At 59.2% G+C, this 14,215-nt stretch carries 13 protein-coding genes; all 13 read right to left on the minus strand.

The genetic code is table 11. The annotated features are described in order from the left end of the window. Positions 1-276 precede the first annotated feature (276 nt). Genes Q0P52_RS15040 through Q0P52_RS15100 form a run of 13 tightly spaced genes read right to left on the minus strand, consistent with a single transcriptional unit; the run spans position 277 to position 14,207 of the window. Positions 277-573, minus strand: coding sequence for a DUF2818 family protein (locus Q0P52_RS15040; RefSeq protein WP_293765578.1), 297 nt, complete (start codon positions 571-573; stop codon positions 277-279). A 13-nt stretch (positions 574-586) separates the two neighbouring features. Continuing rightward, positions 587-2,041: an NADH-quinone oxidoreductase subunit NuoN gene (nuoN, locus tag Q0P52_RS15045; protein WP_293765577.1), complete on the minus strand. Its 1,455-nt coding sequence runs from the start codon at positions 2,039-2,041 to the stop codon at positions 587-589. 18 nt (positions 2,042-2,059) lie between these two features. Then, positions 2,060-3,556, minus strand: coding sequence for an NADH-quinone oxidoreductase subunit M (locus tag Q0P52_RS15050; RefSeq protein WP_293765576.1), 1,497 nt, complete (start codon positions 3,554-3,556; stop codon positions 2,060-2,062). A gap of 43 nt (positions 3,557-3,599) precedes the next feature. Then, on the minus strand, positions 3,600-5,633 hold the full coding sequence (gene nuoL / locus Q0P52_RS15055) for an NADH-quinone oxidoreductase subunit L (RefSeq protein ID WP_293765575.1): 2,034 nt from the start codon (positions 5,631-5,633) through the stop codon (positions 3,600-3,602). Between the two features lie 35 nt (positions 5,634-5,668). Then, on the minus strand, positions 5,669-5,974 hold the full coding sequence (nuoK, locus tag Q0P52_RS15060) for an NADH-quinone oxidoreductase subunit NuoK (protein ID WP_293765574.1): 306 nt from the start codon (positions 5,972-5,974) through the stop codon (positions 5,669-5,671). A gap of 26 nt (positions 5,975-6,000) precedes the next feature. Continuing rightward, the gene (locus Q0P52_RS15065) at positions 6,001-6,645 is read right to left on the minus strand and encodes an NADH-quinone oxidoreductase subunit J (RefSeq protein ID WP_293765573.1); all 645 of its coding nucleotides are present in this window, start codon (positions 6,643-6,645) and stop codon (positions 6,001-6,003) included. Positions 6,646-6,654: 9 nt separating this feature from the next. After that, positions 6,655-7,134 (minus strand): NADH-quinone oxidoreductase subunit NuoI, encoded by a 480-nt coding sequence (gene nuoI / locus Q0P52_RS15070; RefSeq protein ID WP_293765605.1) that lies wholly within the window; start codon positions 7,132-7,134, stop codon positions 6,655-6,657. 26 nt (positions 7,135-7,160) lie between these two features. Then, positions 7,161-8,207, minus strand: coding sequence for an NADH-quinone oxidoreductase subunit NuoH (nuoH, locus tag Q0P52_RS15075; protein WP_293765572.1), 1,047 nt, complete (start codon positions 8,205-8,207; stop codon positions 7,161-7,163). 3 nt (positions 8,208-8,210) lie between these two features. Beyond that, positions 8,211-10,565 carry an NADH-quinone oxidoreductase subunit NuoG gene (gene nuoG / locus Q0P52_RS15080; protein WP_293765571.1) on the minus strand — a complete coding sequence of 785 codons (2,355 nt, stop codon included), beginning with the start codon at positions 10,563-10,565 and terminating at the stop codon, positions 8,211-8,213. Positions 10,566-10,568: 3 nt separating this feature from the next. Next, on the minus strand, positions 10,569-11,864 hold the full coding sequence (gene nuoF, locus Q0P52_RS15085) for an NADH-quinone oxidoreductase subunit NuoF (RefSeq protein WP_293765570.1): 1,296 nt from the start codon (positions 11,862-11,864) through the stop codon (positions 10,569-10,571). Beyond that, positions 11,865-12,365, minus strand: coding sequence for an NADH-quinone oxidoreductase subunit NuoE (gene nuoE / locus Q0P52_RS15090; protein WP_293765569.1), 501 nt, complete (start codon positions 12,363-12,365; stop codon positions 11,865-11,867). Then, positions 12,365-13,618 (minus strand): NADH-quinone oxidoreductase subunit D, encoded by a 1,254-nt coding sequence (locus tag Q0P52_RS15095; RefSeq protein ID WP_293765568.1) that lies wholly within the window; start codon positions 13,616-13,618, stop codon positions 12,365-12,367. Before Q0P52_RS15095 ends, nuoE begins: the two co-directional genes overlap by 1 nt. Continuing rightward, on the minus strand, positions 13,611-14,207 hold the full coding sequence (locus Q0P52_RS15100; RefSeq protein ID WP_293765567.1) for an NADH-quinone oxidoreductase subunit C: 597 nt from the start codon (positions 14,205-14,207) through the stop codon (positions 13,611-13,613). The genes Q0P52_RS15095 and Q0P52_RS15100 overlap by 8 nt, the downstream gene beginning before the upstream one ends. Positions 14,208-14,215: the final 8 nt, after the last annotated feature.

A 14,215-nucleotide genomic window follows, 5' to 3' on the forward strand; every position in this document is an offset into this window, starting at 1 on the left:
GATGCTACCGCGCCCCCGCAGCGGCAGTGAATCGCCAACACGGAATGATTCACGATGACACCCCCTCATCAGAGTCGCAGCAAGCACTGCCTGTCTATGCCTGCCGACCATATCGTTGTCCGGCAACAGAATGCCCGACGAACGTGCCTCAATCCTTATCAAGGGCATTGCCAGCCTTGTAGAGAAGACGGTGTGACGAGCATGTAGGTGCCAGATCCCGGAATGCAAAAAAGCGCTGCCGAGGCAGCGCTTTCACAGACGATTCACAAGTTGGCGTCAGTGGGCCGGTTTACGCCAGAAGTATCGATAAACGAAACCGGGAAAACCGAAAACCAGAAACAAGGCCACCGTAGTGACATAGAACTGCCAGTTCTGACTTTGCACCGGCATCTCGCGCCCTTCCAGAAAGCGTGCGAACAGACCAACCAGCAAAAACAGCGCCGCCAGCTCCAGCAGCTGCCAACCGAAATGCTTGCGCGCCAGCTTCACCACCCCGGCAAATCGAGTAGTGATGAAAGGCAGGTTGGCGGCCAGAAAAGCGACCAGAAGCAGAGTGACGACACTGGCTTGCATGTGAATTTCCTTGTCAGATGGCGCTAAGCGAATGTTTCATCGCTTCGACGCACAACACAACCAGACGTTCCGGCATCACACCCAGCACCAGCAAAGCCAGCCCATTGACGGACAACACCAGCTTCATGTCGGCGCGCATCACGATTGCGGAGCTATCCTGCGCATCGTCAAAGTAAATGTTCTTCACTACACGCAGGTAGTAGAAGGCACCAATCAGCGACATCATCACCGCCACGATAGCCAACCAGTACAGATGGATATCCACAATGGCCTTGATTACCGACAGCTTGGCATAGAAACCTGCCAGCGGCGGAATGCCTGCCATGGAGAACATGGTGAGCAGCATCAGGAAGGCGTACCAGCTGTTGCGACCGTTCAGACCCTTCAGATCATCCAGGGTTTCGCATTCGAAGCCTGCGCGGGACAGACCCAGCAGAATGCCGAAGCTCACCATGGACATCAGGACATAAACAATGGCGTAGAACAGCGCGGACGCATAGCCGTCGGCAGTGCCTGCAATCAGACCCAGCAGCAGGAAGCCCATGTGGGAGATGGTGGAGTAAGCCAGCATGCGCTTGAGGTTGGTCTGCGCGATAGCCGTGACGTTGCCGATGGCCATCGACAGTACCGCCACCAGCGCCAGCATGCCCTGCCACTGATCAACCATGGCATCCAGGCCTTGCACCAGAATACGCAGTACAAAGACGAAAGCAGCCAGCTTGGGCGCAGCGCCCACCATCAGCGTGACGGCAGTCGGCGAGCCTTGGTAAACGTCAGGCACCCACATGTGGAACGGCACCGTACCCAGCTTGAAGCACAGACCCGCCACGATGAACACCAGACCGAACACCAGCAGCATGCCGTTGGCATTGTGCGACTTGATAGCCTTGGCCACGCCAGCCAGCTCCATGGTGCCGGTAGCGCCATAGATCATCGAAATGCCGTAGAGCAGCAGACCGGATGCCAGCGCGCCCAGTACGAAGTACTTCATGGCAGCTTCGGTCGCCTTCACCGAGTCGCGCTGCAGCGCGATCAGCGAATACAGCGACAGGGACAGCAGCTCAAGACCCATGTACAGGGAGACGAAGTGCGAAGCCGACACCATCATGTTCATGCCGAGCAGCGCGAACAGGGACATGGTGAAGAATTCGCCGCGGAACAGGCCGCGTGTCTCGTTGTACTGGCGGGTATAAACCAGCACGACGGCGGTAGCGCCGTACATGCACAGTTTGATCAGCGCGGACAACGCGTCATTGACGAACATGCCGGAGAAAGTGTGCTCCGGCACCGGCGCGTAAGTGTAAACCTGCAGACCGGCACAAATGGCGATGGTCAGCAAAGTCAGCCCGTAGGTGATACACCGCTTGGCGTCCGAAATGAAGAGATCGAGCATGAGGATGACCAGCACCGCCGCGATCATGAAGATCTCCGGCAAGGCAGGCATCAGGTTCAGATCAGCCCAGTTCATTGATATTTCCTTATCGCCTTAGAGCTTGGTCTGCGCAACATGCGCAATCAGGTCATTGACAGCCAAGTGCATCTTGGCAACGAAAGCCTGCGGGTAGAGACCCATGCCCAGCACAGCCAGGGCCAGCACAGCCAGCACTAGGAATTCGCGCTTATTGACGTCGGACATTTCCTCAACATGCGAGTTGGCAACTTCGCCGAAGATCACGCGCTTGTACATCCACAGGGTGTAGGCGGCGCCGAAGATCAGCGTGGTGGCGGCCAATGCCGCGTACCAGAAGTTCACTTGCACGGCGCCCATGATCACCATGAACTCGCCGGCAAAGCCGGACGTGGCCGGCAGACCGGAGTTGGCCATGGCGAACAGCATCATGAAGGCGGCAAAGATGGGCATCTTGTTGGCCACGCCGCCGTAGTCGGCGATGTTGCGGCTGTGCACACGGTCGTACATCACACCAATGCAGAAGAACATGCCGGCGGAAACAAAGCCGTGCGACACCATTTGCACCAGCGCGCCTTCTACCGCCCACTGGTTCAGATGCGAACCCGTGAACATGAACAGACCCAGCGTGACGAAACCCATGTGAGAAATGGAGGAGTAAGCCACCAGTTTCTTCATGTCGCTTTGCACCAGCGCCACCAGACCAATGTACACCACGGCCACCAGCGACAGCACCACCATGATGGTGGACAGCTCGCGGGCCGCGTCCGGCAGGATGGGCAGCGCGAATCGCAGGAAACCGTAGGCGCCGATCTTCAGCGTGATGGCGGCCAGCACCATGGAACCACCGGTCGGCGCTTCCACGTGAGCGTCAGGCAACCAGGTGTGTACCGGCCACATCGGCACCTTCACCGCGAAGGACAGGAAGAAGGCGATGAACAGCAGGATCTGCACGTGCAGCGGGATCTTGGCGATCGCCTGGAACGCCTGGATGTCAAAGGTCTTGCCTGCCTGGAAATACAGGTAGATCAGCGCAACCAGCATCAACAACGAGCCCAGCAGGGTGTACAGGAAGAACTTGATCGAAGCGTAAACGCGGCGCGGCCCCCCCCAGACACCGATGATCAGGTACATCGGGATCAGCATGCCTTCGAAGAAGACATAGAACAGGATGGCGTCCAGCGCGGCAAACGCACCGTTGATCAGCCCCGACATGATCAGGAAGGCGGCCATGTACTGAGCAACGCGCTTCTGAATTACTTCCCAGCCCGCCAGCACCACCATCAGCGTGGTGAAGCTGTTGAGGATTACGAACAGCATGGAGATGCCATCCACGCCCAGGCTGTAGCGAATGCCGAAGGAGTCGATCCACGGCAGGTTTTCGGCAAACTGCATGCCGCCGTTCAGATTGTCGAAGCCGCAATACAAGGGCACGGACAGCAGGAATCCGGCCAGCGCACCCGCCACGGCGATCCAGCGAGCCAATGTGGCACGCTGGTCTCCCCCCGTGGCCAGCACCAGCAAGCCGGCCACGATCGGGGTCCAGATCACCAGACTTAACTGATTAGTGAACATAGTCAAAACCTAAGTTGTTATTCCGATTCCAGAGTTCTGGACCTTAGCGGGCGATGATCTGCCAGAACCAGAGCGACATCAGCCCCAGCACACCGATGATCATCGTCGTGGCGTAACTGTAGATGAAGCCGGTCTGCAGCTTGCGCACCACCTTGGAGACGGCGCCAACCAGCTTGGCCGTGCCGTTCACCACCAGACCATCAATCAACAGCATATCGCCCACCTTCCAGAAGAAGGTGCCCAGCGCGCGGGAGCCCTTGGCGAACACGTTGAAATAGAGATCGTCCATGTAGTACTTGTTTTCCAGCACGGTGTTGACCGCACTAAAGTTCTTCTTGATGGCCGCGGGAATCTGCGGGGCCTTCATGTAGAAGAACCAGGCCGTCACCACACCGGCCAACGCCAGAATGAACGGCAGGCTGGTAAAGGAGTGCAGGCCCATGGCGACGGCGCCGTGGAACTCATGCTTCAATTCTTCCATGCCCGGATGCAGTTCCGCGTTAACGGAAATGACGCCGTCAAAGAAATGGCCATACAACAGCGGTTCGATGGCGAAGAAGCCCACCAGCACCGACGGAATAGCCAGCATCAGCAACGGGAAGGTAACCACCCACGGACTTTCATGCGGCTTGTCGTTCGGGCCCAGACCGTGATGATGGTCGTGATCGTCATGACCATGATCGTGATGATCATCCTTCTTCTCCATCCAGCGTTCCTTGCCATGGAAAACCAGGAAGTACATGCGGAAAGAGTAGAAGGCGGTCACAAACACACCAGCGATGACTGCGAAGTAGGCAAAACCGGCTGCCGGCAGATGCGAGACCTGCACCACTTCAATGATCGAGTCCTTGGAGTAGAAGCCGGAGAAGAACGGCGTGCCGATCAGCGCCAGCGAGCCCAGCAGCGAGGTCAGCCAGGTGATGGGCATGTACTTGCGCAGACCGCCCATATTGCGCATATCCTGGTCATGGTGCATGCCGATGATCACAGAGCCGGCGGCAAGGAACAGCAGCGCCTTGAAGAAGGCGTGCGTCATCACGTGGAACATGGCCACGGAGTAGGCCGAAGCGCCCAGCGCTACCGTCATGTAACCCAGCTGCGACAGGGTAGAGTAAGCCACCACCCGCTTGATGTCGTTTTGCACGATGCCGAGGAAGCCCATGAACAGCGCCGTGATGGAACCAGCCACCATCACCACGTTCAGCGCGGTGTCGGACAGCTCGTACAGCGGGCTCATGCGCGACACCATGAAGATGCCGGCCGTCACCATGGTGGCGGCGTGGATCAGCGCGGAGATCGGGGTCGGGCCTTCCATGGAGTCCGGCAGCCAGACGTGCAGCGGGAACTGAGCCGACTTACCCATCGCGCCGATGAACAGCAGGATGCAAGTGACCGACAACAGAGACCACTCAACGCCGGGGATGATCTGCACGGTCTTGTGCGCCAGCGCCGGAGCGGCTGCGAACACATCGCTGTAGTTCAGCGAACCGCCGAAGTAGGCCAGCACCATGCCGATGCCCAACAGGAAGCCGAAGTCACCCACGCGGTTGACCAGAAAGGCCTTCAGGTTGGCGAAGATGGCGGTCGGGCGCTTGAACCAGAAGCCGATCAGCAGATAGGACACCAAGCCCACCGCTTCCCAACCGAAGAAGAGCTGGATGAAGTTGTTGCTCATCACCAGCATCAGCATCGAGAAGGTAAACAGCGAGATGTAGCTGAAGAAGCGTTGATAACCCGGGTCTTCCTGCATGTAGCCGATGGTGTAGATATGCACCATCAGCGACACGAAGGTCACGACCACCAGCATCATCGCGGTCAGCGAATCTACCAGGAAGCCTACGGAGAACTCATAGCCCCCCACAGTCAGCCAGGTGTAGACCGGCGCATTGAAAACTTCTGCCTGCCCGGTAAGGAAGGCATAAAGTACCTTGAGGGACAGGGCAGCCGATACGCCCACGCCGAGAATGGTCACGACGTGGGAAGCGCGGCGGCCGATCGCCCATCCAAACAAGCCTGCGATGATGGATCCCACCAGCGGTGAGAGCGCAATCAGCAGGTATAAGCTTTTCATATCCATGCTTGTGTGCTTTGCAGTTTGGTATCCGGTTTGCCTTAGCCTTTGAGGCTGCCCAAGTCTTCAACATTGATGGTGCGCAAATTGCGGAACAGCACCACCAGGATCGCGAGGCCGATCGCCGATTCGGCGGCCGCCACGGTCAGGATGAAGAAGACGAAAATCTGGCCTGCGGTATCCGACAGGTAATGCGAGAAGGCAATGAAGTTGAAATTCACTGCCAGCAGCATCAGCTCGATGGCCATCAACAGTACGATCAGGTTCTTCCGGTTGAGGAAGATGCCCAGCACGCTGATGGCAAACAGGATAGCGGCCAGCACCAGGAAGTGAGTCAGTGTCAGCACGGTTCCTCCCTTATGTTGTTCGGCCGTCAGGCCTGTTGCTCACCGGATTCGGCCGCGTCGGCCGCTTCCACGTTCTTTTCCGCCTGCATCTTTACGATGCGAACGCGGTCGTTGCGACGGATCTTGACCTGATCGGCCGGGTCCACCACCTTGGTGTCCTTGCGGCTGCGCATGGTCAGGCCGATCGCGGCCACCATCGCCAACAGCAACACTACCGCCGCCAGTTCAAACGGCAGCAAATAAGTGGTGTACAGCAGGCGACCCAGCACCTTCACGTTGCTGGCGTCGGCCGCCAGCGGCGCGGCGGCCTTGAATTCGCCCAAGCCGGTATGCTGGTTGGTCAGGATCAGCACCATCTCGAAAGCCATGATCAGCGCCACGGTCGCGGCGACGGGAAGATTGCGCCAGAACCCCTCGCGCAGCTTTTCCACGTTGATGTCCAGCATCATCACCACGAACAAGAACAGCACCATCACTGCGCCCACGTACACGAGTACTAGCGTGATGGCGAGGAACTCGGACTGCAGCAACAGCCAGTGGCCCGCGCTGGTGAAGAAAGCCAACACCAGATACAGCACGGCGTGTACCGGGTTCTTGGCCGTCACCACCCGTACAGCCGCAAACAGCAGCACGGCGGACAGGATGTAAAAAATTACGGTCGTAATGTCCATGAGGGCCCCTTAGCGATACTTGGCGTCCGCGGCCTTGCGGGCTGCGATCTCGGCCTCGTACTTGTCACCCACCGCCAACAGCATCGGCTTGGTGTAGTAGAGGTCGCCACGCTTTTCACCGTGGTATTCAAAGATGTGGGTCTCGACGATGGCGTCCACCGGGCAGGCTTCTTCACAGAAACCGCAGAAGATGCACTTGGTGAGGTCGATGTCGTAGCGCGAGGTGCGGCGGGTGCCGTCTTCGCGCTGTTCCGACTCGATCGAGATGGCCATGGCGGGGCAAACGGCCTCGCACAGCTTACAGGCGATGCAGCGCTCTTCGCCGTTGGCGTAACGACGCTGGGCGTGCAGGCCGCGGAAGCGCGGAGACAGCGGCGTCTTCTCTTCCGGGAACTGGACCGTGATCTTGCGGGCGAAGAAATAACGCCCGGTGAGCATCAGGCCCTTGACCAGCTCCACCAGCAGGAAGGTCTTGAAGAAATTGCGAATCGTATCCATGTTCTTTCTCTCTCCCCTCACTTCCACAGCGACAGCGGAGTCATCATCCACGCGCCGAGGACCAGGATCCAGACGAGGGTTACCGGGATGAACACTTTCCAGCCCAAGCGCATGATCTGGTCATAGCGGTAGCGCGGGAAGGTGGCGCGGAACCACAGGAAGCAGAACAGCACAAAGGCCATTTTCGCGGCCAGCCAGAAGAAACCGCCTGCGCCCAGCGGGCCCCAGCTTGCCGGGAACGGGGACAGCCAGCCACCCAAAAACAGCAGCGAAGTCAGCGCCGACACCAAAATCATGTTGGCGTATTCGGCGAGGAAGAACACCGCGAAGGCCATGCCGGAGTATTCCACATGGAAACCGGCCACGATTTCAGACTCACCCTCCGCCACGTCGAACGGCGCGCGGTTGGTTTCAGCCACACCGGAGATCAGGTAGACGATGAACAGCGGGAACAGCGGCAACCAATTCCAGGAGAAGATGGATCCACCAGCGCGGCCCTGCGCCTGACTGTTGACGATGTCAACCAGGTTCAGACTGCTGGACACCATTAGTACGCCTACCAGGGCAAAGCCCATGGCCAGTTCGTAAGATACGATCTGAGCCGCCGAGCGCATCGCACCGAGGAAGGAGTACTTGGAGTTGCCCGCCCAACCGGCCACGATGATGCCGTAAACGCCGATGGAGGACAGCGCCAGGATGTACAACAACGAGGCGTTGATGTTGGCCAGCACCAGTTTGTCGGTGAAGGGAATCACCGCCCAAGCGGCAAGCGCCGGGCCGATCGCCAGCACCGGAGCCAGCAGGAACAGACCCTTGCTGGACTCGGCCGGCAGAATGATTTCCTTCATCAACAGTTTGATACCGTCAGCCAAGGGCTGCAGCAGGCCCAGAGGGCCTACCCGGTTGGGGCCGATACGGATTTGCATGTAGCCGATCACCTTGCGCTCGGCGTAGGTGAGGTAGGCCACAGCAATCATCATCGGCGCCACGATGGCAATGATTTTCAGCAGGGTCCAGACGACGAGCCCGATTTCATTGCCGAGAATGCCTTGCAGGAACTCCATGTCTTACCCCTGTGTAATCTCGATGGAATCGAACATGCCGCCCAGTGCTTGCGTAGCCGGATGAGCCGTCGCGAGACGGATCACATCGGCCGGCAGACTGTCGTCGGCAACTACGATAGCCTTGACGCTGGCATCGCCCTGACGCAGCACCGCTTCGGAGCCGGACGCGATGCCGGCGCGAGCCAGCACAGCGGCGTTGGCTGAAGCAACCGGCGCAGCGGCTTCCTGCGTTTGCTGCAGGGAAACGGCGCGACGGACGATGGCGTCGGACTGGTACATCGGCACTTCGCCGATACGCACCAGGCCAGCAGTCGCAGCGGCGTTGACCGCCACGTCGGCAACCTTATTGGACAAAGCGGCGGCGATATCGCCTTCGGCCAACAGTTCCTGGCGTACTTCTTCGGCGCTGTTGAAGTCGAAGCCGGACAGACCAAGCATGTTGCCCAGCACGCGCAGCACCTTCCAGGCCGGGCGGGTTTCGTTCAGCGGACGCACGACGCCGTTGAACGGCTGCAGCTTGCCTTCCATGTTGACGAAGGAGCCGGCGGTTTCGGAGAACGGCGCGATAGGCAGCAGCACATCGGCGTAATCCAGCAGACCGGCACCCTTGTACGCACTCAACGCGATGACGGTTTCAGCCTGCTTCATGGCGGCAACGGCGGCTTGCGGGTTGTAACTGTCGAACTCCACTTCGGTGTTCAGCAGCACAAAGGCCTTGCGCGGCGCAGCGATCATGGCGGTGGCGTTCAGACCGGCGCTCACCTTGGCGCCGAATGCGCCGCGGTGCGGCAAGGCGCCAACCAGTTCGGCGCCCACGCTGTTGGCGGCTTCGGCCAATAGACCGAAACGCGCGCCGGTGTGAGCCGCGATGTCTTGCGCCAGCGCCAGCAGCTGACCGAAAGCCGGATGATGCTGTGCTACGTTGCCGAGTACCACGGAAGCGGTTTCCGCTTCACAGAGGCTCGCGGCGATGCGACGGGCTTCTTCGCCAACGCTTACGGTGGAAAGATCAACGGCGCTTTGTGCGGACTTGCTTTCGACAATAGCTTTCAGCACTTGCGACAGCGCATTCACCAAGGCCAGCGGAGAGACGATCAGCTTGCCGTGCACAGCAGTCAGCAATTCATCGTCGGCCACATGCACCAGGTTCAGCTGGCTGCCCTTCTTCACGGCCTGGCGCAGGCGCGCGGCCAAGAGCGGTTGCTCTTTGCGCTGGGTACTGCCCACCACCAGGATGGACTTGGCCGAAGCCAGCTCATTGATGCTGGAACCCAACCATTGCGCGCCCTGCTGGGCGGCGTCGGCCGAGAAATCGCTGCGGCGCAGACGGTAGTCGATATTATGCACACCAAAGGCGCGGGCCAGTTTCTGTCCCAGATACAGCTCTTCAGTGGTGGAGTGCGGGCTGAGCAGGAAACCGATGGCATCCTTGCCGTGATCAGCGGAGACGCCGTTCAGGCCCTTGACCACGTAAGCCAGAGCGGTTTCCCAGTCGGTTTCGTGCCACTTGCCGTCGTACTTGATCTGCGGACGGGTCAGACGCTCGGCGCTGTTGAGGCCTTCATACGAGAAGCGGTCGCGGTCGGCGATCCAGCATTCGTTGATGTCTTCGTTTTCCAGCGGCAGCACGCGCATGACCTCATTGGCCTTGACCTGAACGATCAGGTTGGAACCCAGGCCATCGTGCGGGCTCACCGACTTGCGACGGGACAACTCCCAGGCGCGAGTGCTGTAGCGGAAAGGCTTGGAGGTCAGCGCGCCGACCGGGCAGAGGTCGATCACATTGCCGGAGATTTCCGAGTTAACGGTCTTGCCCAGATACGGCATGATTTCCGAGAACTCGCCACGGTTGGCCATGCCGATTTCCTGGAAGCCGCCAATTTCCTCGGTGAAGCGAACGCAGCGGGTGCAGTGAATGCAACGCGACATTTCTTCGGCCGACACCAGCGGACCCATGTCCTTGCCGACTACGGAGCGCTTTTCTTCCTCGTAACGGGAAGAACCCTTGCCGTAGCCCACAGCCAGATCCTGCAGTTGGCATTCGCCGCCCTGATCGCAGATCGGGCAATCCAGCGGATGGTTGATCAGCAGGAACTCCATCACACCCGCCTGAGCCTTCTTGGCCATGTCGGAATGCGTGTGAACCTTCATGCCGTCGGTTACCGGCGTGGCGCAAGCCGGCAGCGGCTTGGGCGCTTTTTCCACTTCCACGAGACACATGCGACAGTTTGCCGCGATGGACAGCTTCTTGTGGTAGCAGAAGTGAGGGATGTAGGTGCCTACGGAATGGGCGGCATCCATCACGGTACTGCCCTGCGGGACAGTCAGTTTTTTACCGTCGATTTCGATTTCAAGCATCGCTCAACACCATTTGTGGTCCACCAAGGGCTTCTTGTGCTCAATGAGGTATTCGAACTCATTGCGGAAGTGCTTGGTGAAACTGCGAACCGGGAACACGGCAGCATCTGCCAGTGCACAGATGGTACGGCCGGCCATATTGTTGCCAACCGAATCCAGGAGCTCCAGATCGCCCGGACGGCCTTCGCCGTTGGCGATGCGATGGATCACGCGATAGAGCCAGCCAGTGCCTTCGCGGCACGGCGTGCACTGCCCGCAGGATTCTTCATGGTAGAAGTAGGCCAGACGCTCCAGCGCGCGCACCATGCAGACATCCTCGTTCATTACAATCACCGCGCCAGAACCCAGCATGGAGCCGGCCTTGGCGATGCTGTCATAGTCCATCGTGCACTGCATCATGATGTCAGCCGGCAGGATGGGGGCGGAAGAACCACCCGGAATCACTGCCTTCAACTTCTTGCCGTCGCGCATGCCGCCCGCCATCTCCAGCAACTCGGAGAACGGGGTGCCCAGCGGGATTTCGTAGTTGCCCGGACGATTCACATGGCCGGACACGGAGAACAGCTTAGTGCCGCCATTGTTCGGCTTGCCCTTTTCCAGGAACGGCTGAGCGCCGTCGCGGATGATGAAGGGCACCGAGGCAAACGATTCGGTGTTGTTGATGGTGGTCGGCTTGCCGTACAGGCCGAAGCTGGCCGGGAACGGCGGCTTGAAGCGCGGTTGGCCTTTCTTGCCTTCCAGCGACTCCAGCAAAGCGGTTTCCTCACCGCAGATGTAGGCGCCGTAACCATGGTGAGCGAACAGATCGAAGCAGAAATCGCTGCCGAGGATGTTGTTGCCCAGGAAGCCGGCCTTGCGAGCCTCTTCCAGCGCTTCCTCGAAACGCTCGTACTCCGCGAAGATTTCGCCGTGGATGTAGTTGTAACCGGCGCGAGTCCCCATGGCGTAACCGGCGATGATCATGCCTTCGATTAGCGAGTGGGGATTGAAGCGCAGGATGTCGCGGTCCTTGAACGTGCCCGGTTCACCCTCGTCGGTGTTGCACACCACGTATTTGTCGCCGGGGAAGGAGCGGGGCATGAAGCTCCACTTCAGACCGGTGGGGAAGCCGGCGCCGCCGCGACCGCGCAAGCCGGAGTTTTTCACTTCGGCAATCACATCCTCTTGCGGCATTTTGGACTCGATGATGCGACGCAACGCCTGGTAGCCGCCGCGGGCTACGTAAGCGTCCAGTCGCCAGCAGTCCGGCGCAGAGGTATCGATGCCATCGAAAATCACACCATTGACGAAGACTGCCATTTATTTCAACTCCGCCAGTTTCTTGTCGATTGCTTCGGGCGTCATGAAGCTGCACATCTTGTGGTTGTTCACCAGCAAGACGGGCGCATCGCCACAGGCTCCCATGCACTCCCCCTCCAGCAGGGTATACATGCCGTCAGCGGTGGTTTCACCGATGCCGACACCCAGCTTTTTGGAGATGTATTCAGCGGCATTGACGCCGCCGGACAAGGCGCAAGGCAGGTTGGTACAGACCGTGATCTTGTACTTGCCCACCGGCTTCATGTCGTACATGTTGTAGAAGGTGGCGACTTCGTAAGCAGCTACCGGCGCGATTTGCAGATAGTTGGCCACGAATTCGATGACTTCGGTATTAAGGCAGCGCTCTTCCGGCGTAGCGCCGGTTTCGCGACGTTCGGTCAGGGCAATGCGCAGTGCGCCCATCACGGCGGAGCGCTTCTGGTCGGCCGGATATTTGGCGACTTCGCGGTCGATCAGAGCCAGGGATTGTGCGGATAGCATTAGCGGTCGATCTCCCCAAACACGATATCCTGAGTACCGATGATGGCGACGACGTCGGCGATCATATGGCCACAGGCCATCTCGTTCAGCGCGGCGAGGTGGGCAAAGCCCGGGGCGCGGATCTTCAGTCGGTACGGCTTGTTGGCGCCGTCGGACACCAGATAGATGCCGAACTCGCCCTTCGGGTGCTCAACCGCGGCATAGGCTTCGCTCTCGGGAACGTGCATGCCTTCGGTGAACAGCTTGAAGTGGTGAATCAGCTCTTCCATGTTGGTCTTCATGCCCTCGCGCGACGGCGGAGCGACCTTGTGGTTTTCGGTGATGACCGGGCCGGGGTTCTTGCGCAGCCATTCAACGCATTGCTTGATGATGCGGTTGGATTGGCGCATTTCTTCAACGCGCACCAGATAGCGGTCGTAGCTGTCGCCGTTGACGCCCACTGGAATATCGAAGTCCAGCTTGTCGTAAACATCGTAAGGCTGCTTCTTGCGCAAGTCCCATTCGATGCCGGAACCACGCAACATGGGGCCGGAGAAACCCAGATTGAGGGCGCGTTCCGGCGTCACCACGCCGATGCCTACCGTGCGCTGTTTCCAGATACGGTTGTCGGTCAGCAGGGTTTCGTACTCGTCGACATAGGTCGGGAAGCGCTTGGTGAAGTCGTCAATGAAGTCCAGCAACGAGCCTTGGCGGCCTTCATTGAGGCGAGCCAGCTCGCGTGCGTTCTTGATCTTGGAAACGGTGTACTGCGGCATGCTGTCGGGCAGGTCGCGATAGACGCCGCCCGGACGGAAGTAGGCCGCATGCATGCGAGCCCCAGATACCGCCTCGTAGCAGTCCATGAGATCCTCGCGTTCGCGGAAAGCATAGAGGAACATGGTCATGGCGCCGATATCGATCGCATGTGCGCCGATCCACAGCAAGTGGTTCAGGATGCGGGTGATTTCGGCAAACATCACGCGGATGTATTGCGCGCGAATCGGCACGTCAACCCCGGTCATCTTTTCGATGGCCAGGCAGTAAGCGTGCTCGTTGCACATCATGGAGACGTAATCCAACCGGTCCATGTAAGGCAACGACTGGATGAAAGTCTTACTTTCAGCCAGTTTCTCGGTGCCGCGATGCAGCAAACCGATATGCGGGTCGGCGCGCTGGATCACTTCGCCATCCAGCTCAAGCACCAGACGCAGCACGCCGTGCGCTGCCGGGTGCTGCGGGCCGAAGTTAAGGGTGTAATTACGGATCTCAGCCACCGTAGTTCTCCTCGCGGATAATGCGCGGCGTGATTTCGCGCGGCTCGATGGTTACCGGCTGATAGATGACGCGCTGCTGGGTCGGGTCATAGCGCATTTCCACGTGACCGGATAGCGGGAAGTCCTTGCGGAAGGGGTGACCGACAAAACCGTAATCAGTCAGGATGCGACGCAAGTCCGGGTGACCCTGGAATACGATACCGAACAGATCGAAGGTTTCGCGCTCGAACCAGTTGACGGCGTTCCATACGTTCACCACCGAATCGACAACCGGGAATCCGTCGTCTTCGGCAAACGTACGCAGGCGCAGGCGCCAGTTGTGCTTGATGGACAGCAGGTGATACACCACGGCGAAGCGCGGGCCGTCCCAGACTTCGTCGCGATAGTCGCTGTAGTCCACGCCACAGGCGTCAATGCACTGCTCGAAGGAGAGTTCAGCGTGATCGCGCAGCTTGGTCGCCACGTCGATCAGGTCCGCGGCCTTGCAGACAATGGTCAGTTCATCGAGAGCCAGCGTGCTTGAAACAAGCTTGTCGCCCAGCACCCGCTCGAGGACCGAACCCAATGCTTCCATTTTGTTGGAGGCCATAAGTGTTT

This window comes from uncultured Aquitalea sp. (assembly GCF_945957525.1).
Taxonomy (GTDB): domain Bacteria; phylum Pseudomonadota; class Gammaproteobacteria; order Burkholderiales; family Chromobacteriaceae; genus Aquitalea.

What these genes read in the sequence shown, in the direction of transcription:
- Q0P52_RS15040 (WP_293765578.1), bottom strand. Translation starts at nt 573, where the DNA reads ATGCAAGCCAGTGTCGTCACTCTGCTTCTGGTCGCTTTTCTGGCCGCC.
- nuoN (WP_293765577.1), bottom strand. Translation starts at nt 2,041, where the DNA reads ATGAACTGGGCTGATCTGAACCTGATGCCTGCCTTGCCGGAGATCTTC.
- Q0P52_RS15050 (WP_293765576.1), bottom strand. Translation starts at nt 3,556, where the DNA reads ATGTTCACTAATCAGTTAAGTCTGGTGATCTGGACCCCGATCGTGGCC.
- nuoL (WP_293765575.1), bottom strand. Translation starts at nt 5,633, where the DNA reads ATGGATATGAAAAGCTTATACCTGCTGATTGCGCTCTCACCGCTGGTG.
- Q0P52_RS15065 (WP_293765573.1), bottom strand. Translation starts at nt 6,645, where the DNA reads ATGGACATTACGACCGTAATTTTTTACATCCTGTCCGCCGTGCTGCTG.
- nuoH (WP_293765572.1), bottom strand. Translation starts at nt 8,207, where the DNA reads ATGGAGTTCCTGCAAGGCATTCTCGGCAATGAAATCGGGCTCGTCGTC.
- nuoG (WP_293765571.1), bottom strand. Translation starts at nt 10,565, where the DNA reads ATGCTTGAAATCGAAATCGACGGTAAAAAACTGACTGTCCCGCAGGGC.
- nuoF (WP_293765570.1), bottom strand. Translation starts at nt 11,864, where the DNA reads ATGGCAGTCTTCGTCAATGGTGTGATTTTCGATGGCATCGATACCTCT.
- nuoE (WP_293765569.1), bottom strand. Translation starts at nt 12,365, where the DNA reads ATGCTATCCGCACAATCCCTGGCTCTGATCGACCGCGAAGTCGCCAAA.
- Q0P52_RS15100 (WP_293765567.1), bottom strand. Translation starts at nt 14,207, where the DNA reads ATGGCCTCCAACAAAATGGAAGCATTGGGTTCGGTCCTCGAGCGGGTG.